A 21,762-nucleotide genomic window follows, 5' to 3' on the forward strand; every position below is an offset into this window, starting at 1 on the left:
CAGGATACGCGGGCTTCCAGTGGTGGGCGCTATCGAGCATTGCACCTCAAGCGCTAGTCGCCGGCGCCGCTGCAGCTGCTCCAGCGATCGACGACTTTATTGATCGCAAGCTGAAAGAATATGGCCTCACCGAGGCTGACCTTGCGATCGTCGGATTCAGTCAGGGCACTATGATGGCCCTGCAGGTCGGCTTGCGCCGGCCTCGCCCGGTGGCGGCAATCGTGGGTTACGCAGGTGTGCTCACCGGCACAGCCGACCTGCGGCAAGACAAGGTTCCCAAGCCCCCTGTACTGCTGGTGCACGGCACAGCAGATCCGGTCGTGCCGGTCGCTGCCCTACATGCCGCTGAGGGCGATCTGCAGCGTCTGGGTGTCCAGGTGACCACGCACATTTCGGCCGGCATTGGCCACACCGTCGATCCCGCCGGGCTGCGATTGGGTCTCGGCTTTGTCAGCACAGCGTTTTCCGCCCGGAAGTCATGAGTGGTTGATCGCACTGACGAGGGTGCGGCGTTCGCACCACTCACAGCGACGCAGCGGTCGAAACGCGTCAAATCTCTCGTCGAAAGAGGTCGGTCAAAAGAAAGTCGTCCCGGTGAGGGAGCTTTCCGGACAACCAGATGAGGCGCGCATCTGCGTCGGCGATGAAAGCAGGTTCCAACGCAAGTTTCGCCTGGAATTCGCGGCGCACGCCGGCATTGCGCGAGAGCAAGCTCTCCACCATCGGTGCCGCTACGAAGTCCTCGTTTCGGTGGCAGGCGACAGTCCCTCGGGCAAGCCCCCCCACGCGAGAAACGATTCCTGGCTTCCGGTTTGAGCAGCGTGGCGGCGAGTAGGCCAAGCGGCTGATTCGCCGGAACCCGGACCGTGCCGACCGGCACGGGTTCCTCGATCTCTGCACGAACTTCGAGATGATCGGTGTGCGGCCGTCTTGCGGGGCCTGGATCTATCACCGCGCAAATTGCAATCCGGTCACGGATCGGCGCTGGTTCACAGAGACCAAATCGAAGCAGCGGCGTCCTCAGAGCGCTTGATAATCGTCAAAGCTTCAAAAGCTTCCTCCGTGATGGTGTACACCGCCTGCCGCTGGGCACCGCGATTCTGGTGATCGACGCGGTAGCCTTGGTAGTGACGCCTGACCAAACCCGCGCGCACCAGTTCCGATACGGCTCGACTGACGTTCGTCAAGGCAGAGTGACGAAGACGTAGGTCGACTGTCTCACGGATGAGGCTGTCGGCTTGATCGGCTTCAGCAGGCATCAAACCGTGCGCGAGCAAGTCGGAGCGAACTCTCTCGATCACTGCCGCCCGTCTGGAATCGTGGTGAGCGACCGGCATAAGGGCGTCGCACAACCATTCCCTGATGGGGACCAGTTTGTCCGCTTCGCGAACGTATGGGCCGGCCGACCCGGTGCTGGAACTCGCCTGGGCAATCAGATGCAGCACCATGAAGCTGTAGCGGGGTCGTTCGCACACATCGGTCAGGCGCCTGAGTATGCCGGGCAACGTTAGCGGACCGGCTGACGCTCGGGCTGGAGCCGTTGGGGCGACGGGGGCCGCGAAGAGATCAGGCTGGAACATATCAGGAATCAAGCACACCCCGACTCCGGTGTGAATCCCTAAACGACGCCGAAGACCGAATAACCAGCTGTGGCACTTTACCAGCGGGTAAAGTGCCACAGCTGGTTCTTTGTGGGAGACTACCATTCAATGAAAATCGCGCGACTTGATCCTTATCTCGGAAGCCCCGATCACGCCGCGCTCCTGCGTGCGCTCGCGCGCGTCAGGCCCGCCCCCGTGAGTAGCCCCATCGCCAGGCCCCGCCCTGAACGAAAATTCTCTGTCGCCAATCCCGCGCAGCAGAGGTGTGTAGTCGATCACCTTGTCGATGATGATGTGGGTGACGATGCCTTCGCGCTGCAGCCGGCCCTTGAGCCCGACCATCGCCGCCGACAGCACCGTGCGCCGCTGCGCTTCAAAACGGTCCGGCCACAAAATGCCATTCGCAACCCCGGTTTCATCCTCGATAGTGATGAACAGCACGCCTTTGGCCGATCCCGGCTTCTGACGTACCAGAATGATCCCCGCGACCTCGACCTGCCGGCCATCCTTGATCTCGTCGAGCTGCGCCGCGGTTTTGATCCTGCGGCGCTTTAAGTCCTCGCGAAGGAAGTGCAGGGGATGCGCGCGCAGCGACAGCTGGATCGTACGGTAGTCTTCCACGACCTCACGCCCTTCACTCAGCGGCTCCAGCGCCACCAAAGGCTCCTCGCTTTCAGGACTGAAGTGGCCTTCGCGCGCATCGGCTGCCGCGAACAGCGGCAGCGGCGCCTCGCCGAGGCCCTTCGCGCGCCACAGCGCCTGCCGGCGATCTTGCGCCATGCTGCGGAAGGCATCCGCATCCGCGAGCTTCTCGATGGCCGCGGCCGGGACGCCGGCACGGCGCCATAGCGCCTCAGCGCTCTCGTATGGATCGTCGCCGCGCGCCGAGACGATCATCGCGCCGTGCAGGTTGGAGAGACCCCGCGCCATGCGAAGCCCGAGGCGAACGGCCAGATAGCGGCCTCGTGTCGGCTCCAGCGTGCAATCCCAGCGGCTCCGGTTGATGCAGGGGGGCAGGACCTCGACACCATGCGCGCGCGCATCGCGCACAATCTGGGCGGGGGCGTAAAAGCCCATCGGCTGCGCGTTGAGCAAAGCGGCGCAGAAGACATCGGGATGATGGCATTTCATCCAGCTGGAGGCATAGGCAATCTTGGCGAAGCTGGCGGCATGGCTCTCCGGAAACCCGTACGAGCCAAAACCCTCGATCTGCTTGAAGGTGCGTTCGGCAAAGTCGCGCGGATAGCCGCGGCCCACCATGCCTTCGACCAGCTTGTCGTAAAAGTGGCTGACGCCGCCGGTGAACTTGAAGGTAGCCATGGCGCGGCGCAGCTGATCAGCTTCCGCTGCCGAGAAACCCGCCCCGACAATCGCGACCTTCATGGCCTGCTCCTGGAACAGCGGCACACCCAAGGTCTTCTCGAGGACCGCGCGCAGTTCGGGGCGGGGGTATTGGGCGGTTTCCTTGCCTTCGCGTCGGCGTAGGTAAGGATGAACCATGTCGCCCTGGATCGGCCCTGGCCGGACGATCGCGACCTCGATCACCAGATCATAGAACTTGGTTGGCTTGATGCGCGGCAGCATCGACATCTGTGCCCGGCTTTCGATCTGGAAGACGCCCAGCGTGTCCGCCTTCTGGATCATCGCGTAGACCTTGGGATCATCGTGCTGAAGAGAAGGCGATGCCATTCCCATTGCAATGCCTCGGTGCTCTTCTAGCAGCGCGAAGGCACGGCGCATGCAGCCCAGCATACCAAGGCCGAGGATATCGACCTTCATGAACTTGAGCGCGTCGATGTCGTCCTTGTCCCATTCGATGATCTGGCGATCAGCCATGGCCGCCGGTTCGATCGGCACCAGCTCGTCGAGCCGGTCGGAGGTCAGCACAAAACCGCCGGGGTGCTGGGAGAGATGGCGCGGGGTACCGATCAGCTCGCGCGACAATTCGAGCGTCAAGGCGAGACGCGGATCGCTGGTATCAAGGTTGAGCTCGCGCGCCTGTTCGTCGCTGACGCCGTCCACCGACCAGCCCCAGACCAGACCGGCGAGACCGGCCGTCATGTCCTCGGGCAGACCGAGCGCCTTGCCAACTTCGCGCACCGCACCGCGCGCACGGTAGCGCGTCACCACTGCGGTGAGTGCTGCCCGGGTTCGGCCATAAGTCTCGTAGATCCACTGGATGATCTCCTCGCGCCGTTCATGCTCGAAGTCGACGTCGATGTCGGGCGGCTCCTTGCGCTCGCCCGAGACGAAGCGCTCGAACAGCAGTTCGTGCTTGATCGGATCGATAGAGGTGATGCCCAGCACGAAGCAGACACAGCTGTTCGCTGCCGAACCCCGCCCCTGGCACAGGATCTGGCGGCGCCGGGCCTCGGCAACGATCGAGTTCACGGTCAGGAAGTAGGGGGCGTAGCTGAGGCCTTCGATCAAGCGGAGCTCATGGCATAGCTGCTTGGCGTAGGCGTCCGGCACGCCATCTGGAAACATACGGTCGGCCGCTTCGCGGGTCAGCCGCTCAAGCAACGCTTGCGGGGTTTCGCCGGGACTGGCTTCCTGGGGATACTGGTACTCCAGCTGACCAAGATCGAACCTGCAGGCGGCCGCTATATCGGCTGTGGCGGCCAGGGCATCGGGGTAACGCGCGAACCGGCGCTCCATTTCAGCGCCGGATTTCATCTGCCGGTCGGCATAACGCTCGCGTCTGAAACCCAGCGCGTCGATCGTGGTCCGGTGGCGGATGGCGGTAACCACATCCTGGAGCATCTTGCGATCGTTGCTGTGGTAGAGGACGTCGCCGAGCACGACCGAGCGCACGCCCGCTTCGCGGCCCTGGACATCGAGCTCGAAGATACGCATTGCGTCGTTGGGCCGCCGGCGCAGCGCCAACCCGATGTACCCGCGCGTCCCGAAGATCGCCGAGAGCCGCGCCAGGGCAGCCGCGTTGGCGGAGTCCGGCAGGTCCGGAACCAGGATCGCGATCAGGCCTTCGCTCCATTCCGCCACGTCCTCCCAGTGCAGCTCGCATTTGCCCTTGCCGGCGCGGGCCTTTCCCAGCGTGAGGAGGCGAGTGAGGCGAGACCAGGCGGCTCGGTCGGTCGGATAGACCAGCAGGCTGGTGCCGCAGGCAAGGTCGAGCCGGCAGCCGGGGATCAGCCGCACGCCCGCGGTCTTTGCCGCCGCCCACGCGCGCACGACACCCGCGACGGAGTTGCGGTCGACTATGCCCAGGGCAGGGATGCCGAGGTACGCGGCCTGCGCGAACAGCTCTTCGGCCGAGGACACCCCGCGCAGGAACGAGAAGTGGGTGGTCACCTGCAGTTCGACGTAGACCGATGATGTCGGTGCGCTGTTCATCCGAAGATGCTCACCCGAAGATTCCGTGCACATGCCACGAGAGGTCGCCCGAACGCAGATCCTCTCCGTCGCCGCGGCGAAACACCCAGAAGCGTTCGCCGCGCTCGTTCTCAACCCTAAAATAATCGCGAACCGCGTAGCTCTCGCCGGTCCTGCGCCACCACTCCCCGGCGATCCGCTCCGGGCCGTCCGCCCGCACGATGCTGTGCGTGATGCCGCGCCACACGAAGCGCCTTGGCGGCTGATCAGGAAGTTCGGACAGGACGTTGGCGATCCGCTCCGGGCGCGCCAGGATGCGGGCTGGGCGAGGCCAGAGCGTCGGCCAGCAGACGGCGGCTTCCGTCGGCGCGATCCGGCCGATGCTGCGCTCGGGAACGTCGCTCTCGCGCATCGTCGAGCGATAGACGGCACCGCGCCCGAGCCGGGTGACGATCTGGTCGATCAGCAGGGCGACGTCCGCTTCTTCGCCGAGGCCGAGGTCCGCGCCCAAGGCGACGGCGCCGAGCGGCTCGGTCCTTAGCGCCACGAGGCCCATGCGTTCGATGCCGAATCCGGGCTCTATCGTCTCGATCTTCATGCCTAGCAGCCGCAGCATATGGGGCACGTCCCGGGTGCCCCGCGCGGTGCCGACGGTGACGATCTGCTCTTCGCGATCGACACGTTCGCACACCAGGCGCAGCAGGCGTACGCCCAGTCCGCGCGCGAGAAGGTCGTGCGCCAGGCGATGGGCGAGTTCGGCCATGACACGGGCAATCGGCTCTGCCGCGCCGATGGGCTCGGCGAAGCGGCGTTCGACTTGCGGCACATCGAACGGCACGACGCCGACGAGCGGCTCGGCCACCCGCCCGGTCGCCTGGTCGAGACGGGTGAGCAAGCTGGCACCGAACCTGCGGCTCAGCGGCGCGCGCGCCATCGACACGAGGTCATTGATCCGTTCGATCCCGAGGCGCTTTGCGGTCTCGCGCTGCCGGTGTTCGAGGCGCAGAGCCGCAAGTGGCAAGTGCCCGATGGCTGCCAGCTCTCCGTGGAGCGGGCAGATGGTCACGCGCTGTGACCCGTAGCGGGCCAGCGCATGGGCCGCGCCGGCGGTGCCGGCGATGGCGATCCGGGTATTGAGGCCGATGCGGCGACAGAAGCGGCCTATCCGCCGCGCCATCTGCTCTTCGCCGCCATAGAGGTGCGGCACGCCGGTCAGATCAAGCAGCAGGCCATCAGGCGCCTCGACCTGGGCCGAGGGGCTCCAGCGCCGCACGGCATAAAGCGCCAGCCGTTCCAGCTCGCGCAGGTCGCCGCCCGGATCATCATCGCGCACATCAAGTTCGGGCACCAGAGCCCGAGCCTGCGTCAGCGCCATGCCGGGTTGAAGCCCGAGCGCGAGTGCCGAGCTATCCGCGGCGGCGATGATCACTCGCTGCCGGTCGGTCTTTCTTGTGACCAGGGGAGGGGCCGCAACATCGCCGGGCAATGCTGGTGGTCTGGCGTATCCGGGCGTCCTCGCCGCGTCCCGCTGGCGATCGCTCTTGAAGGGATTGTCGGCGGCTTCCGAACGGCGCCCGAGCTCGCGCGGCGATGGCCCCTGGTGCGCCGGCAGCCTGTCGATATCCTTGCCGGGCGCGGCCATGGCTGCGCCAGCGCCTGACCCTTGCGCCCAGCGCGCGCCAGGCCGCCACCCGCCGCCGCGGGGGCACGAGCATGACGAGCCGTCTTCCGGCTCGAAGCCGGCAACGGGCAGGGGTTGGGATGTCGCCTGTTCAGGCGGCCTGCCGGTCCTCGCGGCGTCGCGGCGCAGCCGATCGACGGCGAGGCTCGGCAGGAACAGCGAGGCAACCCGTCGCATCGCAGCCCTCCAGTAGCCAGGATTGAGGATCGCCGCCGCGCTGGCGAACCAGCGAGACCTGCCAGCGTGCCCGGCCAACACCGGGCACCGGCAGCGCCTGCGATGGCGCGCAGGCGATACGCCAGCGGGTGACGGCGGAGGACGGCTGGGCGAGCGGATCTTCAGCAGCGCGCCGCCAGCGGCGCAGCAGCAGCGCCATGGTGCCGCCTTCTTCCGCTGCCAGTTGCAAGCGGCGCGTCGCGGTCATGCCGATACGCGCGGCCTCGCACACCACGGCGGCAAGGCCGCCATGGCGCAGCGCCTCTTCCATGACGGCCAGGGCATCGGCGTCGCGCCCCGCTTCGACCTGGATCAGCCGGCTCGCCGGGATACCGGTGCCGGCGAGGCCCGGCGCGAAAAGGTCGGGACGCTCCATGATCCACAGGACATCGCCCTGCGAGGCGCGGGCTGCGATCCCGGCCGCGAACAGGGTTGCGGCGGCATCGTCGCCCAGGGCCGCCGTTTCTCCTGCGATCTCGTGCAAGGCCGAACTCGCCAAACCCCGGCTCGCAAGCCGGTCGTCGACCTCTGCGATGCCGAACGGAAGGGAAGGCGCATCCGTGCGACATACCGGTGCGATCGCCTGGACCTGGGCAATGAGAGACTGCAGTCTTTCCGACTTAGCTGTGCTTATCATGGTGCTCACCGGACCTAATGTTCGCTATATGTTCTTCTTGTCCTACCGCCGCGCTGCCGCAGACAGATCCCGTGAGACAAAACGGTTCAAGGGGATCCTGGAAATCGGGGCCACCGAAGAGGGGACCGCCTTCCTCAATCGGCCGGGCATTGTCTCCAGTTTCCGCCGAGCCGCGCCAGGTCACGATGAAGCGGCGTTCGATCGCAGCCGCAATCCGCTCGGAGAATTCCACTTTGGCGCCGCGCGCTTTGGCGGGATTACGGTCCGCGAAAGACCGGCGCAGCCATGCGGGGGCAAGCGACAGCGCAATGGCGATGTCCACGCGCAGCTGGTGCGCCCGGCCTAGCCGCTCACGGCCTTCGGGCACGTCGATATCATCCGCCAAGGGTAGGTCATCCGAATCCATAAACAATGGAACATACAGCGAACACATCGACCGAGCGAGGCGTTTGATCGCGCCTCGATATCCACAGCCTGTGGACAAGCGGTAGCATGGCAGGGCCGGGTGCCGGTCAAACCCTTGATCGGCGGCGGGTTTGAGCCATGCTACCGGCGCTGGCGCGAATTGCCACTTGGCCAGACGCGCGGGGCCACAACGATTTCAAACTTCGACAGGACGAACACGAATGAACAACAATGACCTCGCCGACGCCATCGCCTCGGCTCACGACCTGACCAAGGCTGATGCGCGCAAGGTTGTAGACGGCGTGTTCGACGCCATCGCCGAGGCGGCCAGCAAGGGCGAGGAAATCTCGCTCAATGGGTTTGGCAAATTCAAGGTCAAGGACAGCCCGGAGCGCGAAGGCCGCAATCCCGCGACCGGCGAGGCCATGACCATCAAGGCATCGAAGAAGCTCGCGTTCACGCCGGCCAAGGCGGTGAAGGACAAGCTGAACGGCTGATCTGAGGCAGTGCGGCGCTCTGGACGTCAGAGCGCCGCACTGCAAGCTGGTCCGACCCGATGACGATGGAGAGCCTTTGGCGTGATGGTTCGGATTGAAGTAGCTGGCGAACACAACCTCGACGACTGGGCCAATCTGCGGGCGGCGCTTTGGCCGGTGGCCGACGCGGCCGACCATCGCGACGATCTTTTGGAGTCGCTGTCTGAGCCAGGCTCACTGTTCGGCTTCCTCGGGCGCAATGCTGCGGGCGAGGCGGTTGGTTTTGCAGAGGCAGCGCTGCGCAGTGATTACGTCAATGGCTGCGACACCAGTCCGGTAGCCTTCCTCGAAGGGCTATACGTCGCCGAGAGCAGCCGCCGGCTCGGCGTCGGCCGGGGCCTGATCGAAGCGGTCGAGGGCTGGGCGCGCAGCATGGGATGCCGTGAACTGGCCTCCGATGCCCTGCTCGAAAACAGCGCTGCCCATGACGTGCATGCCGCGCTCGATTTTGAAGAAACCGAGCGCGTGGTCTACTTTCGAAAAGTGCTGGATGATGCGCCAACTCTGAGCTGAAATAGCTTCGCCTCGGCTAGTCCAGTGCGATCGATACAGCGGCGCTTGGCCTTGGCAAAGCCCCTCCACGATAATCTCAGACAAAAGGCCGGCGGAGCATAAGCTCCGCCGGCAGCTGGTGGTCGGTCCGGCATGGACCGCCCTCCGGGTCGCCTCGGTAACGGCAGATGATGGCTCTCGCGAAGATCTGGCCAGCGCTTTAAGTCGAAGCGGGAATGCAATGGTCTTGCTGCTGCGAGAGGGTTAAAGCACCCCCGGACAGTTTGCACTCGACGCCAGTCGGCGTTTCACACTGACGGCGCGCCGCAGGCCGAGCCTATTGGCGCAAAATACCCGTCGAACCGGTCTTTCTGCTAAGACGGTTTCACTGCGAAAGAAGCCAGGAAGTCAGCGTAGCGGCGCGAGTAGAGCTGGGCCCAGCTCCCGAGGTTATCGATCTGCGCACGGGAACTCTCCATCACGATGCTGGAAATGACATTCATGCGCTCCGCCGTGCCGGTTGCCGCCGACAACTTCCCGGCCGAGGTGAATATACGATCGAAGCCGGATTGAGCCTGACTTGCAAATAGGTTCTGGGCCGCCGAAGCCTGCTCGCTGATGGCGTTGCGGGCCGTTTCGGCACGCTCGACAAAGCGCTCAACGCCCAAAAACGGCGAAAAACCGTGGCGCCAGTCGATGTTATGCTTGAACTCAGTCATCGGTCTCTCTTTTCGTTGAGGGCAAAACGGCCATACGCGACGCTCAAATGGACGCCGCGCGGAGCCACGGAGGATTAAATCGCTCTATTCAGGAGCACCATCGACGACCGCCCAGAAACGGCTCCTCAATTGGTCGATCTCGTTTGGAGCCAGGCGTGCACGCGGCGGCTGCGTCGGTTCAGACCATGAACGGTGGGCAGGGCGCGGTAAGTTAAGACCGGCGCGCCAGTTCTGCGGCGTCTCAATCATATATGGAAAATCCTTCGGTTAGTTCCGAATTGCCAGCACTGCTGGTTCGTCCAATCGGATTCGCCCCTTCTGTGCCGCGCCTAAGCCCGGCTATGCCCCTGCTATGGCTTCAGATATCGCAAGAGGTCATGATTCGAGTAGTAAAAACAATGTACGCTACCGCACCATCCCGGAACTAAACTTGGATCAATACTAAATGGCTTCTTCGGCTGAGCCTATCGCAAGGTTGTTAGACCGTATGTGAGAGGAACGTCGGCTTAGATCAGTCGTTGTCCTTGTAAGACAAACGGAGAAGTTGCGATAAAAGTCTAAGCGGAGAGGAGATGCCCATGAAAGCCGAAACGAGCTTTGGCAAAACAACGAACTGGCTACTTCTGGGGATGGGAGCGCAGGAACGCCTGCGGTTGTGGCCCCTGTGCGCTCGCCGCCGATTGCCAGTCCGAACTCATCTCGAGCGTACGGCCTCAGCTCTCACCAGTATATGTTTCATCGAAAGCGGAGTGGCCTCCAGTCTCGAGACCGGTGATGTTCGCGACCCTATCGAGGTCGGCGTGGTCGGACGCGAGGGAATGATCGGCACCGCAGCCATTGCCAACCTAATACCCCAACGAGACGCTTTTGTTCAGATAGAAGGCGAGGCATTGTTCGTCGAGATCGGCGATTTCCAGGACTGCATCCGCTCAAGTGTCAATTTGCGCGCGTACCTGTCTCGTTACATTCAAGCCCAGATGGTGCAGATAAGTCTCGCAGCGAGCGCAGGGGTTCGTGCCAGTGTCCAGCAACGCCTGGCTCGCAAGTTGCTGATGTACCGGGACCGCACCGACACCGACGATCTTGCACTCACCCATGAAAGCATGTCGCTCATGCTAGGCGTGCGGCGCGCCAGCATCACTCATGCTGTCCACAACTTGGAAGCCAATGCCTTTATCCGTGCACAGCGGGGCATGATCACGATCAGGGACAGGCCTGGGCTGGAAATATACTGCGGCCGATTTTACGGTGTCGCTGAAGCGCGATATACTGAGATCATGGGGACCACGCCGCAGCCTGCCAGGCTGCACATGCGAGCATGACGAAGAGCGCGTCGGTTTCGTTAACCAAGGAACGCGGAACGACGGTCCGTTTATGCGGTTGAGTAAGCCTAACATCGAAAGGCAAACAGATATGACCGAACCCACTAACCGCACCCATGAGGACAAAGCCCATCGCTACGACAAGGAGGAAGAGAGGCTGAACCCCGGACTGGTTACCGGCGGCACGCGCGGCGTGGGAGCCGCTCCGACGGATCAGGCGGGCGGCGAGGCGGCCAAGAAACATCCTCTCGACAGCACCGATGCAGAGCAGGCGGGTACTCAGCGCGATCCGAAATTCAAGACCGAAGACGAACGCGGCCGACCCTAATTCTCCCCGCGCTGATCTCGTTCAAGGAGACGAATTTTGGACACCGACGGTAAGAACCGCATTCACGAGCACGGTCCGACCCCGCATGAGGGCGGTCCTCCCAAGAACCTGCCATACCTAGCCATTGCCCTCGTGGTAATGTTTCTCGTCGCGATCGGCGTGGTCTGGATAGGGGGCGATAGCCTAAAGCGCCCCGGTGCCGACCCAGGCTCGATCGATGCTCACCAGGCACCGGCAGATTGATGCGGCGCCGGTGCGAACAGGCCAAGCCGTAAGGCACCAGAGCCCGGCTCATTAGTTGGAGCGGCACAGGGCTATTGAGAGGAGGATGACGTGTCCCCGGCAGTCCGCTTTTTCCTGGCTGCGCCGTTTTTGGCGGCCGCCGTTTTGCTATCCATTCCCAGCACGCTTTGCATGTACGCGGCAAAGCTAATCGAGGGTGAAAGCTGACGTAGGCGGCAAAGAAAACAAAAGTCCAGGCCTGCTGGCGCAGTTCCTTGGCAGTCGCAGGTCTTCGAACGATCCTTTTGGGCGGGCGCAAACGTAAGGGATGCAGCGTCCGTTTGGCAATATCGAGTTTCCATCATCAATCGTGCCGCCGTGTTGCCGGAACTGCGTGCCTCGCTTTGTCCGATGACCGGAAACCGGCGTTGCTCGGGAAATCTAAACCTCGCGAGGGGCATGGCTGAAGGAGCAGATCAATGTCAGGCGGCGGAGAATACGAGCCCAAGGATTCGCGAAAGGCTACCGGCACGGCCGGCGACCCTAACAAGTCTTGGCGCAAGCAGGAAGACCCCAGAGACGGCAGGGGAGAGTACGAGCCTCGGGATGCGCGCAACGCCACTGGCCAGCCGTCGGAAGAGACCGATCGTTGGAAGAAGGATGAGGTGGACCCGCCACTGGCTGATGGTGAAGCCGCAAAGGGTTCGGGAAAGGCCGAATAGTCTTTGGTAAGGAGGCGAGCCGCGCAGCCGGGACGCACTGCGGGCATTGTTTCCGATGAGACATGTCTCGATCGAGCGCTTTCGCATCCAAGCTTGAAGCCGCAGCGGCCTCGATCGGCCTGAACGCCGGTCCCGGCGTAGATCGGCGATCTGGAAGGTGAAGGGGTAGCCGATGCGGTTCACCGCCCTTGTCAAAGCGATAAATGATGCGCCTATCTGCTCTGAAATCAGACGGTGGCAAGAAAGGCACGGACATGCCAGAAATCATCCGCAGCTTATGACCAGCGGGGCCACAGGTTTATCCACAGGCTGGGTCGGGACCCACCCCAGCCTTAGCCTAGGGATAGGCCCCGATCCCGCGGACGTTTGTAGCGATCATTTGCCCTTGAGGTGACGTTCGACCGCATCAGCACTGTTGCCGACGGCCTTGACGGCAGCCGCCAACTCGTTGCCGCTCACACTGAACTTTTTAGTCCAGTACTCGACCTCATAGTCCTCGCCTATGGCGATGCGCGACGCATCCTGGGGGGCGCGTAGCTCCTTGTTGTCCGACATCCGGGTTCTCCTTCGATTCAATGACGCTACAACCGAAAAGCCGGGCCGATGGTTTCGCACCGCTAGGGATCAACCGGTACCGTCTGCGCCAGGCTGACTCTCATCAGCGCTGGAACGAGTCTGCGCTGTGGACCATTCTCTTAAGCTAAGGAGGATGCCGCTATGGCGCGTTCAACCACTGTGCGTAAACCGGCCGTCTCGGCGCGCAATAAGCAGTCACGGCCAAGCCAGTCGCCGCCGGCGTTCCGCCCGGTGCAACTCGCCAAGCTGGTCGATGCGGTGCCCGCAGGGACGAACTGGCTCCACGAGATGAAGTACGACGGATACCGCGTCCTGCTTGCCGTCGGCACCGAGGGTGCCCGCGCCTATACGCGCTCGGGTCTCGACTGGTCCGATCGCTTCAGCCGCATCGTCGAAGCCGCCGCAAGCCTCGGTGTCAAATCGGCGCTGATCGACGGCGAGGCCGTGGTCTTCGATGCGGACGGCCGGTCAAACTTCCAGGCGCTGCAGGGCGCGCTCAAGGGGGCACCGGGCACGATCGATTTTATGGCCTTCGATCTGCTTGAACTCGATGGCGAAGATCTCACCCAGCGTCCGCTTACCGAACGCAAGGATCGGCTGAGAGCGATCCTGCCAGAGGACGTAAGTATCCTGCGCTATTCCGACCACATCGTCGGCAGCGGCGACAAGCTGCTGAGCAGCTTCTGCGATGCCGGGCTCGAGGGGGTGATCTCCAAGCGAGCGGACGGCCGCTACATCGGGTCGCGGTCCGGAGGCTGGCTCAAGACCAAGTGCATCAAGCGCCAGGAGTTCGTCATCGTCGGGTGGACACCATCGGACACATCCCGTGCCTTTCGCTCGCTGATGCTCGCAGTCCACGAAGAGGGCGTGCTGCGTTATGCCGGCAAGGTCGGCACGGGCTTCGGCAATGATGAGATCATGCGGTTGATGGGCATCATGAAGCCGCTCGAGCAAGAGGCACCGACGGTAAAAGCGCCGCGCTCAGAGGTCCGCGGCGCGCACTGGCTGAAGCCGAAACTCGTTGCGGAGATCGCCTATACCGAGATGACCAATGAAGGCACCTTGCGCCATCCTAGCTACCTGGGCCTACGCGAAGACAAGAAGGCTGAGGCCGTAGTTCTGGAGACCGAAGCGCCGGTCGCGTGCGCGGACGCCGCCGCTTCTGCCGTCGCGATCAGCAACCGAGACCGTGTGATCTTTCCGGAAAGCGGGATCACCAAAGGACAGCTGGCCGCCTACTACGCCGCTGCCGCGCCCGTCATGCTGCCCTGGCTGGGCTCACGTCCGATCAGCCTGGTCCGCTGCCCGCAGGGCCGGGCCAAGAAGTGCTTCTTCCAGAAGCACGATGCCGGCAGCTTCGGCGAAGCCGTGCGCCAGGTCGGCATTCTCGAGAAGGACGGCCACACGGAGCCATACCTTTACCTCGATACGCCGGACGGGCTGATGACCTGCGTGCAGATGGGTACGATCGAGTTCCATGGCTGGGGTTCCAGGATCGAGGACGTGGAGAAGGCCGACCGCCTCGTCTTCGATCTCGACCCGGACGAAGGGCTCGACTTCGAGGCGGTGCGCAGCGCCGCCTTTCACTTTCGCGATATCCTCAAGTCTATTGGCCTCGAAACCTTTCCGATGGTGACGGGAGGGAAGGGCGTCCACGTCATCGCTCCGCTGGTGCCGCGCGCCCAGTGGCCGGAAGTGAAGGACTTTGCACACCGCCTCGCGCGCGCCGTGGCGCAGGCCGACCCGGAAAATTTCACAGCCGCTCTGCCGAAGGCCCAGCGCAAAGGCAGGATATTTGTAGATTACCTGCGCAACCAACGCGGCGCCACCGCCGTGATGCCATACGGCGTGCGGGCAAGGCCGGACGCTCCGGTGGCAGTGCCGATCACATGGAAAGAAATGGAGACGATCGACACGCCCTCCCACTTCCACATCGGCGATGCGAAGGAGCTGATCAAGCGGGCGGGGTCAAAGGCGCTTTCTGGCTGGGGCCGGGCCGACCAGGAGCTGCCAGACCTGTGAAGATCGCGACCTATAACGTCAACGGCGTCAACGGCCGCCTGCCGGTGCTACTGCGCTGGCTGGAGGAGGCCGAGCCCGACATTATCTGCCTTCAGGAACTGAAGGCACCGGACGAGAAATTTCCAGAGCATGCGATCCGCGACCTTGGCTATGATGCGATCTGCCATGGCCAGAAAAGCTGGAACGGCGTCGCGATACTCAGCCGCGTCGGCGAAATCCATGAGACCCGCCGAGGGCTGCCTGGCGATCCGGATGATACCCACAGCCGCTATATCGAAGCGGCGGTAAACGGCATCCTTATCGGCGGGCTCTATCTGCCGAATGGCAATCCGCGGCCAGGTCCCAAGTTCGAGTACAAGCTGCGCTGGTTCGAGCGGCTCATCGAACATGCCGCCGGCCTCATGGAAACCGGGTTGCCGGTCATGCTGGCCGGTGACTTCAATGTCATGCCGACTGATCTCGATGTCTACAAACCCGAGCGCTGGCTGAAAGACGCGCTGTTTGCCCCGGAGGTCCGCGCGGCCTATTTCCGGCTGCTCGATCAAGGCTGGACCGACGCCTTGCGCACCAGCCACCCGGGCGAGGTCATCTACACATTTTGGGATTATTTCCGGAATGCCTACGGCCGCAATGCCGGTCTGCGCATCGATCATCTGTTGCTCAGTCCGCCTCTCGCCGAGCGCCTCACTGCCGCCGAAGTCGATCACCATGTGCGCGGGTGGGAGAAAACCAGCGATCATGCGCCGGTCTGGATCGAGATTTCAGACAAGCCGCGTCGGCGGCGTAGGAAGGCGCCGGCGAGACCCTGATGCGCGGCCACTTGGGCGTCAGCCACCAAGCTGGGTCGCGCCCGCCTTCTCGACTGCCGCCGCGACGCGGTCGCCCACGCTGAAAAGCGCCTGCTTGTAACAGGTGTGATCGACCGGGTTGATATGGGAACCGGGAAGCTGGTCCATGCGGCAAACATTGCGGGCTGCCCGAACGATACGGGCATTGAGGGCGTCTTGCCCCTTCGTCGTTGCAAGATCGAGATCGTCGTAGCGGACCTCGATGCTTCTTGCGGATGCCGCAGGAGCGGCGAATACGGCGGCGTTGCAGAGCGCGGCGGCGATAAGCGCGGATTTGGGTGCGGTGAACCTGAACATGATGCTTTCCTCCTCAAGCTGAGCCTTGAAGGAATGTCCCGTCCGGCTCGATGAAGTGGTTATGCCTTGGAGCTTCTGTTCCCGCACCCCATGCTCGATTGGCCATCATCGCCGATCGACAGAGGCCCCACCGCGGCGATCAACGACATCGCAGATCGACGAACAGCGTTTCGGTTCGGGAACGGCAAACGCCGCTCATGCTGGCGGAGAATCGCTACTGCTCGAGAGCAGCATACCAGGCCGCATAGGGCGTAGTCCTGGCCATGTGCCTGTTCAGGTCCGGGGCGCCATCGTCCCACCACACCGGGCCACGCTCACCAAGCGCATTTTTTGCCTGATCGACCATGGCGTGTGCCTTGTCCTCAGCCTCCCTGTCGCCCTTCTTTCGAGCTGCCCCGACCGCTCGGCGTGCGGCCATAAGTTCCTTCACCAACTCGATCCGTTTCTGCTCGGGCAGGGCGGGATCGGTGAGCCGCCAGAGCCGGCCCCGCACTACGAAATACCTTCCGTCAGGGGTGACCGGATACTTGCCACCTTTGCGCTTGGTCTCACTCATCGGCGATGCTGGAACGCGTGAGTTCGCAACGCTTCCCGGACGGATAGGAAATATAGCCGCTCCTGCTCTGCATCAGGCAGTGCTCTGTGGGCGGGCGGCCCGTCTGGCCGTCCCGTCGATCCGAGAAGATCCACAACGGTTTTCTCTAGGGGGGCAATGACCGGAGTACCCAAAAGGCGTTGTACCTCTTCTCTAATGAGTTCATCGGTTCCCCGAAGTCGAAGGGTGCGGCGTGGAGACCCTGCCGCTCGCAGCAACGCGCTCAGCCATTTACCGTCCCAGCTTGGTGCGCTGACAATCAGGTCATGGCCAGCGAGCTGACTTAGCATTATGCGCGCAACCTCATCATGGCCGAACCCGGAGCCTTCTATGATCTCTCGGCTGATGCCGTGAATTTGCTTCCGCATCCGGATCCCAGTCGTTCCAGCCCGGGGCTGGTTTGATTAGATAGTCCGCATGGACGCCATTCTCGAAGACCCACCCGACCTCGATCGGATAGCTCTTCTTGCCGAGTGAGGAGGCTTCGAAATCGATGAAGACCAACATGGTGTTGTAACGGGCCGACAGTCGGCGAGGTTTCCGGCCGCTGAGTGCAAAGATTGCTTACGACTACGGAGATTTCTTTCGTCAGGAAGCACCGGGCATCTTTGCCGGCGAGCAACGGTTTATGCCTAGCCCTACAACTCAGACCACAGGGCAGAGGCGCCTGCCGGCGACAACGAGGATAAGCGAAGATGTGTAACCGAGCTCGCATGAGAGGCGAACCCGAGACGCTGTTCGGTTCGGTCGCCCAATTGTTCACCGAGCGTCCGCGGGACAACCGGTTTGACCCGGTTGAATTGCGCCCGAAAGGCCGGGCCTATGTAATCCGGGAAGAGGGCGGCAAACGCGCCTGGGATGTGATGACGTGGGACGTGTTGGGCGGCAAGGCGGCCTGGCCGATGACGAACGTGCGCCAGTTGTCGCTGCCGCAGTGGCGCAAGCTAGCCGAAAACCCGGAAAACCGCTGCCTTGTTCCGCTCACCGAGTTCTGCGAGTTTACGCCAAAAAAGCACGACCTGGGCGATGGCAAGCCGCCGCTCAAGGGCGAGATGTGGTTCAGCGTTACCGATCAGCCGACATTCGCCGTGGCCGGGTTCTGGCAGCGGACGGAAGCCGGCAACGGTTTCACGATGGTGACCTGCAACCCTAACGAACTTGTGGCGCCCATCCATCCCAAGGCCATGATCACCATCCTGGAGCCGGCCGACGTCGAAACGTGGTTGCGGGGGTCCTATGACGAGGTTGTCGCGCTGCAAAAACCATACGATGCCTCGCGTATGGTCGTACGCGGCCCAGTGTTTCCCACCAGGCGCAATGAACGGTAGAGCGGGACAATTCAAAGCTGTGTGGGGCCAGGGCCGGCCCTTGTCACGATCACCTATTCCCGATGCGCTGCTCCTCGTGTTGGACTCGGCTCAGCGATCAACCCCGCGACAGCGACGCGGACATCATTGAAATTTGGCTGAACGGAGCGGCCAATGCGAACGGTGCGGTAGCCTGCACCTGCGGTCATGGTGTCGCGAGCACGGTCGCGATCGGGGCGATGGCTGCTGTCGTCGATTTCGATAAGCGCGACGATCGCGCCGGTGCGGCGGTCCTGCATCACAAAATCCACGATCTTCTGCGAGAATGCGTTGCGGTCAGCTGGGCGCCTGGACTTACCCGTGACTTTGGGAGCATCGAGTAGGGCGCCCATGGAAACCTGTGCGTGAAACCGGCACTCGGGAACCAGGCGCTCAAGAATGTCGAGCATCGCCATTTCCCGCCGTGTCATGAAAGGCTTTGCCACAGGGGCCGGCTTTCGGCCAGACGCCCCACCCGTCAGCGCTTTAATAAGGAGCGCGATACAGCCCAACGCTACCAGGATGGCGATGGATTTATCCATTGCAGAGTGCTCCCCCGTGAGCGCGCATGGCGCTGTGTATAGTCAATAGTTTCATAATGGCTCCTACAGGTCGAGGCTGAGATTCTTTTGTGGCAGACCGGGCAGTTGTTCGGGGCCGCCGGGCATAGGCGGCAGGCCGTGGAGATCATCGACATCGGGCGGCCTAATCCCGAGGCCATCCCCCTCGAGGGGATCGATTGCGTTCTTCTGGCCGCCGTGATCGCTATCCTGGTCCTGGATGCGATCCTCCCTCGTTGGATCGCCCCCGTTCTCAGGCTTGGAATAGTCCGTGTCCGACTTGCCCATTGGCGGAAGGTCGGAGAGCTCGAGGCTGTCCAGGTCGCCAATTATGATGGGGTCGCGGTCGCCCGGTTCCTGAGCCGCCATCGCTGCCGAGAGTGCCGCATCTGCAGCCTGGGTCTTGGCGCCGGGTCCGTCGATGTCGAGCCGGCCGAGGCTTTCCAGGGCAGAAGTCTTGTCGCCGGGACTCCGGTCGAGCTGCTGCGCCAGCTTGGCCTGGTCGTCGACGACCATGGTTATGCCATCTTTGACACGGGTGACGAGGACGTTGAACAGGCGTTGGTTCGACAGGTTCTTCTCATAGCTGAGCATGACGCCGATCGCCTTGTCGGCGGTGATGCCCTGGGCCATGTGCATGTTGAGCGAGTATGCGAGATCGAGGCGGGAGAGCATCGGATCGCCGCGCTCGAGGGTGATCTGTTCCTTCGACGCGCTTTCGAAAGTCACGCTGGATCCTTCGATCGACACGACCTGCGCGATCGCGGAATTCATGAGGCCGCGATCCTTGTCGGTGGCGGTCCAGCGGATTTTATCGCCTTCATGAATGGCGACGGTCTTGAGGGTGCTGATCTCGAGGCGGTTTTGCTTGTTCACCGGGTCGATCTTCTGAGGATCAAACCGCAGCTTGCGGCCAGTCTCGCCCCGGATTTCCACCTTCCCGTTCCCGAAAACCCGTGTTACCTCGTATTGGCCGCGTTGTATCCCGGCCTCCGGGACGTGCCCGGTAGCGTTGAGGGTTTGCCCAACCTTGTAGGTGTGGGCGTAGCGAAACTCTTCCCGGACCGTGCTGACGCTTTCCTGGATGGTAACATCGAGGCCGTCGCCCTTGATCGAGCCTTCGCGCAGAAGCCCAGCCTGGATTTCTTCGTTGATGACCCCGCGGCTTTCGCGGCCCGATGCGAAGACGGCGGTGGTAGCGCGTTCCGCCGGGGAGAGCGCAAGCCAAATCTCGGCCGCCTGCCGTGCCGGCTCACCGTGCTCTTGCACGTTGTCGCCAAGCACCCGCAGCGCCTGACCGGCTTTACCGACGTTGGCCAGCGCCGCCACGGTGAGCAGCTGCTTGTTATCGGGGTTGATGCGGATATTCTGGTCCATGCGGGCCATCGGGGCGCCGGCGGCCTGCGCCATGGCGAAGGCTTTGCCCTGGTCGATCGAGGAGAGCTGCTGGCGGTCACCGATGTCGCCGGTCTTCACGACGCCGAGTGCCTCCGCGATCGCGACCAGCTTGAGCATATCGTCGCTGGAGACCATCGACGTCTCGTCCACGACGATCACGGTGTTCTTCATCTCATCGCGCCTGGCCTGCGCAGCAGGCGTATGCGGATTTTCGAGATGCCCCTGGTTCTGCCAGATGAACGACGCGATCGTCTGAGCCTCGATCCCGGCGGCTTTCATGTCTTCGACCGACAGGTTCTTGGGCGCCATGCCCTCTTTCATGTCGACGACCATCTTGTTCTGGAATGCGAGGCCCAGGACATTCTTGCCCTCATCGCGCAGGACGGTGGCGGCGGCCTGGAGCATGGTGGACTTGCCGGCGCCGGCGACGCCCTGGACGAGAACATGACGGTCCGAGCCCGAGACGATCATCGTGGCGGCGGCCAGCTGCCCGGCATTCAGTTCATGAGGCGAGGCCGCCTGCAGCCGGGCCGGCGCATCGGCAGCCGTAACGATGGGGCTGACCTGGCCCTTGCCGTTCTCGAAGTGGGCAATGATCCTCTCTTCGGTTGCGACGACTTCTGGCGTCGTGACCGCATCCGCCATTCGGCCGTTCACGCGGATCTCGCCGGGGAGCAGTTTGCCCTGGTCGATCAGTTTGTCGATCCGGGCAGAGACATGGTCGATGGTGACACCCTTCAGGCCAAGGTCGAGCGCGGTTTTGGCAACCCGGTGGATCTCGAAGGCAGCTTCGCGCTGGCCGTGGATGCGGACGGCCGAGGCGACAGCCAGCTGCGCGCGCCCCTCTGCAGGCGACCTTACCAGGCGCAGGATGCCTCGATCGACCAGCGGATCGGAGGAGCGCATCAGCCCGGACAGGACGTCCCGGGCGCCAGCTACGGCATCGACGATAGCCTGGTAGCTGCGGTCTAATGGGCCATCCGCTTCCCGGGCGGTCGAGACCTGCAACGCCGCCGCGGCCAGATCCCTGCCATTGAAACCCAAAGCGGCCGCCTTGTCCTGCCAGGTCTTCAGGAGCCCATCGCGATCCTCGACCGTCAGTTTGGGATCGCGCGTGGTGACGGTGACACCGTCACGCCCTTTGGGCGAGACGATCCCTAGCTGCTCGGCCTTCAGCATGATCTCTTCGCGGCGCTGGCTGAAGGCCTCCAGAACGGTCTTCGGAACGCCGGTAATCTCGAAGGTGCCGTGCTTGCCCTGCAGCTCGGTTTTGTAGCCCAGCTTGTCCATCTCGTTTCGGAGAAAGGAATGGTAGATCGAGCCGATCACGGTGTTGTTGGCCCAGATCTTGTCGGCATGGAGGGCCTGCCATTTGCCGTCGGGCATACGGGTCATGTTGGCGACGATCGTGTGGATGTGCGCCTGGGGATCGAGCGCTCGGCTCGTGTCATGCTGGAACAGGGCATAGACGAGATTGCCGGTCGCGACCGGAGCCGTCTTGCCATCGACGGTCTTGCGCCCTTCGGCGAGGTTCTTTTCGACCCAGGCCATGGTCTTCTGGACGGCCATGGTATGGGCGCCGTCCGGGCCGAGGATGCGCTTGTCGCCGGCGATGTAGGCCATGATCGAAACCGACTTTGGGGCGGAGAACGTCAGGTCGATGCCGGGGCGACGGCCGTCCCGGCTGTCGACCTGTTCCCCGGTGGGGGTTTCTCCGTTCAGGACCTTCTCGAAGGCTTCCTTGGTGACGGTGCCGCCAAGAGAGGAATCCCGCAGGCCTTCGCCCCCCCATTGGCTGACCTCGGTGGCGGCGTCATCGGTATAATATTCCCCGCTGACGAAGTCGTCCTTGGTGAAGTAGTTGGCAGCGCCGGAGGATGAGCGAACGGAGGCGATCGAGTGCATG

The 21,762-nt window shown here is 63.1% G+C and carries 21 protein-coding genes; 9 read left to right on the plus strand and 12 right to left on the minus strand.

The window, feature by feature from the left end; all coding sequences use genetic code 11:
• Positions 1-482, plus strand: a 482-nt coding sequence (locus HWN72_RS20360) for an alpha/beta hydrolase (RefSeq protein WP_211151214.1), incomplete at its 5' end; no start/stop codon positions are given.
• A gap of 67 nt (positions 483-549) precedes the next feature.
• Here HWN72_RS20360 and HWN72_RS20365 read toward each other — a convergent pair.
• The 6 genes from HWN72_RS20365 to HWN72_RS20390 form a co-directional block, all read right to left on the minus strand.
• Complete coding sequence (locus HWN72_RS20365) at positions 550-711, minus strand: hypothetical protein (protein ID WP_211151215.1); 162 nt, start codon at positions 709-711, stop codon at positions 550-552.
• 278 nt (positions 712-989) lie between these two features.
• On the minus strand, positions 990-1,448 hold the full coding sequence (locus HWN72_RS20370; RefSeq protein ID WP_309141585.1) for a hypothetical protein: 459 nt from the start codon (positions 1,446-1,448) through the stop codon (positions 990-992).
• A gap of 258 nt (positions 1,449-1,706) precedes the next feature.
• A complete protein-coding gene (locus HWN72_RS20375; protein WP_211151217.1) occupies positions 1,707-4,955 on the minus strand; it encodes an error-prone DNA polymerase in 3,249 nt (1,082 codons plus the stop codon).
• 10 nt (positions 4,956-4,965) lie between these two features.
• Positions 4,966-6,792, minus strand: a complete 1,827-nt coding sequence (locus HWN72_RS20380) for a DNA polymerase Y family protein (RefSeq protein WP_211151218.1) — start codon at positions 6,790-6,792, stop codon at positions 4,966-4,968.
• On the minus strand, positions 6,707-7,315 hold the full coding sequence (locus HWN72_RS20385; protein ID WP_309141586.1) for a protein ImuA: 609 nt from the start codon (positions 7,313-7,315) through the stop codon (positions 6,707-6,709). The genes HWN72_RS20380 and HWN72_RS20385 overlap by 86 nt, the downstream gene beginning before the upstream one ends.
• A 136-nt stretch (positions 7,316-7,451) precedes the next feature.
• On the minus strand, positions 7,452-7,853 hold the full coding sequence (locus HWN72_RS20390) for a hypothetical protein (RefSeq protein ID WP_211151219.1): 402 nt from the start codon (positions 7,851-7,853) through the stop codon (positions 7,452-7,454).
• Between the two features lie 241 nt (positions 7,854-8,094).
• Here HWN72_RS20390 and HWN72_RS20395 point away from each other — a divergent pair, with 241 nt between their 5' ends.
• A complete protein-coding gene (locus HWN72_RS20395) occupies positions 8,095-8,370 on the plus strand; it encodes an HU family DNA-binding protein (RefSeq protein WP_211151220.1) in 276 nt (91 codons plus the stop codon).
• 84 nt (positions 8,371-8,454) lie between these two features.
• On the plus strand, positions 8,455-8,922 hold the full coding sequence (gene aac(6'), locus HWN72_RS20400; protein ID WP_211151221.1) for an aminoglycoside 6'-N-acetyltransferase: 468 nt from the start codon (positions 8,455-8,457) through the stop codon (positions 8,920-8,922).
• Between the two features lie 353 nt (positions 8,923-9,275).
• On the opposite strand, the gene HWN72_RS20405 is transcribed toward aac(6'), so the two are convergent.
• Entirely contained in the window at positions 9,276-9,620 is a 345-nt protein-coding gene (locus tag HWN72_RS20405; RefSeq protein WP_211151222.1) for a hypothetical protein, read from the minus strand.
• 578 nt (positions 9,621-10,198) lie between these two features.
• Here HWN72_RS20405 and HWN72_RS20410 point away from each other — a divergent pair.
• The 3 genes from HWN72_RS20410 (at position 10,199) to HWN72_RS20420 (ending at position 11,513) form a co-directional block, all read left to right on the plus strand.
• Positions 10,199-10,942, plus strand: a complete 744-nt coding sequence (locus tag HWN72_RS20410; protein ID WP_211151223.1) for a Crp/Fnr family transcriptional regulator — start codon at positions 10,199-10,201, stop codon at positions 10,940-10,942.
• 91 nt (positions 10,943-11,033) lie between these two features.
• Positions 11,034-11,270, plus strand: coding sequence for a hypothetical protein (locus HWN72_RS20415; protein WP_211151224.1), 237 nt, complete (start codon positions 11,034-11,036; stop codon positions 11,268-11,270).
• Between the two features lie 36 nt (positions 11,271-11,306).
• Positions 11,307-11,513, plus strand: a complete 207-nt coding sequence (locus tag HWN72_RS20420; RefSeq protein WP_211151225.1) for a hypothetical protein — start codon at positions 11,307-11,309, stop codon at positions 11,511-11,513.
• 1,076 nt (positions 11,514-12,589) lie between these two features.
• Here HWN72_RS20420 and HWN72_RS20425 read toward each other — a convergent pair.
• Positions 12,590-12,769, minus strand: coding sequence for a DUF3606 domain-containing protein (locus HWN72_RS20425; RefSeq protein ID WP_211151226.1), 180 nt, complete (start codon positions 12,767-12,769; stop codon positions 12,590-12,592).
• 162 nt (positions 12,770-12,931) lie between these two features.
• On the opposite strand from HWN72_RS20425, the gene ligD reads away from it, so the two are divergent.
• Entirely contained in the window at positions 12,932-14,812 is a 1,881-nt protein-coding gene (ligD, locus tag HWN72_RS20430; protein ID WP_211151227.1) for a DNA ligase D, read from the plus strand.
• Positions 14,809-15,621 (plus strand): exodeoxyribonuclease III, encoded by an 813-nt coding sequence (xth, locus tag HWN72_RS20435; RefSeq protein WP_211151228.1) that lies wholly within the window; start codon positions 14,809-14,811, stop codon positions 15,619-15,621. Before ligD ends, xth begins: the two co-directional genes overlap by 4 nt.
• Positions 15,622-15,639: 18 nt before the next feature.
• Here xth and HWN72_RS20440 read toward each other — a convergent pair whose 3' ends face one another.
• Together HWN72_RS20440 and HWN72_RS20445 are read right to left on the minus strand one after the other, a co-directional pair.
• Positions 15,640-15,957, minus strand: coding sequence for a UrcA family protein (locus HWN72_RS20440; RefSeq protein WP_211151229.1), 318 nt, complete (start codon positions 15,955-15,957; stop codon positions 15,640-15,642).
• A 214-nt stretch (positions 15,958-16,171) separates the two neighbouring features.
• Entirely contained in the window at positions 16,172-16,513 is a 342-nt protein-coding gene (locus HWN72_RS20445; RefSeq protein WP_211151230.1) for a hypothetical protein, read from the minus strand.
• Between the two features lie 734 nt (positions 16,514-17,247).
• On the opposite strand from HWN72_RS20445, the gene HWN72_RS20450 reads away from it, so the two are divergent.
• Complete coding sequence (locus HWN72_RS20450) at positions 17,248-17,880, plus strand: SOS response-associated peptidase family protein (protein WP_211151231.1); 633 nt, start codon at positions 17,248-17,250, stop codon at positions 17,878-17,880.
• A 53-nt stretch (positions 17,881-17,933) separates the two neighbouring features.
• Here the strand turns inward: HWN72_RS20450 and HWN72_RS20455 are convergent, their stop codons facing one another.
• Positions 17,934-18,440 (minus strand): DUF2726 domain-containing protein, encoded by a 507-nt coding sequence (locus tag HWN72_RS20455; protein ID WP_211151232.1) that lies wholly within the window; start codon positions 18,438-18,440, stop codon positions 17,934-17,936.
• 63 nt (positions 18,441-18,503) lie between these two features.
• On the minus strand, positions 18,504-21,761 hold the full coding sequence (mobF, locus tag HWN72_RS20460; protein ID WP_211151233.1) for a MobF family relaxase: 3,258 nt from the start codon (positions 21,759-21,761) through the stop codon (positions 18,504-18,506).
• Position 21,762 lies beyond the last annotated feature (1 nt).

The organism is Novosphingobium sp. HR1a, from assembly GCF_015594425.1.
Classification (GTDB): Bacteria; Pseudomonadota; Alphaproteobacteria; order Sphingomonadales; family Sphingomonadaceae; genus Novosphingobium; species Novosphingobium resinovorum_A.